Here is a 2,031-nt window from a genome sequence, read left to right on the forward strand (position 1 = left end):
GAAGCACACCACCGAAGTTGTAGAATTCGTACTTTCGATAAGCCTTCGTGGTTCAGTCGTACGGATTGGTAGGAGAGCGTCGTGTGGCGAGTGAAGCGGCGGTGGAAACCAGCCGTGGACGCCACACGAGTGAGAATGCAGGCATGAGTAGCGAAAGACGGGTGAGAAACCCGTCCTCCGAAAGACCAAGGGTTCCAGGGCCAGGTTAATCCGCCCTGGGTAAGTCGGGACCTAAGGCGAGGCCGACAGGCGTAGTCGATGGACAACGGGTTGATATTCCCGTACCGGCGAAGAACCGCCCAAGATAATCCAGTGGTGCTAAGAGTCCTAACCCGGCTGAGTGGATCCCTTCGGGGTGATGCCGGCCGGTCTAACGCTCGACCCCATGCTGGTGCGTTTAGCGTATTAACAGGTGTGACGCAGGAAGGTAGCTGAGCCAGGCGATGGTATCCGTAAGGTGAACCTGGTGTAAGGACGTAGGGCTGACGATAGGCAAATCCGTCGTCAACGATGCCTGAGATCCGATGCGTACCCCGATTGGGGGAATTCAGTGATCCTATGCTGCCGAGAAAAGCATCGACGCGAGGTTCAAGCCGCCCGTACCCCAAACCGACTCAGGTGGTCAGGTAGAGAATACCAAGGAGATCGAGAGAATCGTGGTTAAGGAACTCGGCAAAATGCCCCCGTAACTTCGGGAGAAGGGGGGCCGGAACCGTGAACGGATTTACTCCGGGAGCGGGAAAGGCCGCAGAGACCAGTGGGAAGCGACTGTTTACTAAAAACACAGGTCCGTGCCAAGTCGCAAGACGATGTATACGGACTGACGCCTGCCCGGTGCTGGAAGGTTAAGAGGAAGGGTTAGCGCAAGCGAAGCTCAGAATTTAAGCCCCAGTAAACGGCGGTGGTAACTATAACCATCCTAAGGTAGCGAAATTCCTTGTCGGGTAAGTTCCGACCTGCACGAATGGCGTAACGACTTCCCAGCTGTCTCAACCGCGAACTCGGCGAAATTGCACTACGAGTAAAGATGCTCGTTACGCGCAGCAGGACGGAAAGACCCCGTGACCTTTACTACAGCTTGGTATTGGTGTTCGGAGTGGCTTGTGTAGGATAGGTGGGAGACTGTGAAGCTCGGACGCTAGTTCGGGTGGAGTCATTGTTGAAATACCACTCTGGTCACTTTGGATATCTAACTACGAACCGTGATCCGGTTCTGGGACAGTGCCTGGTGGGTAGTTTAACTGGGGCGGTTGCCTCCCAAAAAGTAACGGAGGCGCCCAAAGGTTCCCTCAACCTGGTTGGCAATCAGGTGTCGAGTGTAAGTGCACAAGGGAGCTTGACTGTGAGACTGACAAGTCGAGCAGGGACGAAAGTCGGGACTAGTGATCCGGCAGTGGCTTGTGGAAGCGCTGTCGCTCAACGGATAAAAGGTACCTCGGGGATAACAGGCTGATCTTGCCCAAGAGTCCATATCGACGGCATGGTTTGGCACCTCGATGTCGGCTCGTCGCATCCTGGGGCTGGAGTAGGTCCCAAGGGTTGGGCTGTTCGCCCATTAAAGCGGTACGCGAGCTGGGTTTAGAACGTCGTGAGACAGTTCGGTCCCTATCCGCTGCGCGCGTAGGAAATTTGAGAAGATCTATCCCTAGTACGAGAGGACCGGGATGGACGAACCTCTGGTGTGTCAGTTGTCCTGCCAAGGGCACCGCTGATTAGCTACGTTCGGAACGGATAACCGCTGAAAGCATCTAAGCGGGAAGCCGGCTTCGAGATGAGATTTCCATACCCTTCGGGGTGAGAGGCTCCCAGCTAGACTACTGGGTTGATAGGCCGGATGTGGAAGCGAGGACTAACGACTCGTGGAGCTGACCGGTACTAATAAGCCGATAACTTGACAACACCACCACCCTCACGAGGCAACTCGCGACGGGCAGGAGCGGTGATGCTCGCGTCCACTATGTGGTTCCCGGAACACGGTCGACAGACCCAGGTTTCGTGAACAAACAACTCAATACAGAGCTTTGAGCTCGA

1 rRNA gene (running past one end of the window) is annotated in these 2,031 nt (G+C 55.4%); it reads left to right on the top strand.

Features of this window, described 5'->3' with window-relative positions:
- Positions 1-1,899 (top strand): 23S ribosomal RNA (locus tag AC07TY_RS17965) (it extends 1,329 nt beyond the left edge of the window).
- The last annotated feature ends 132 nt before the right edge of the window (positions 1,900-2,031 follow it).

The organism is Frondihabitans sp. GW821-FHT04F02 (assembly GCF_059420045.1).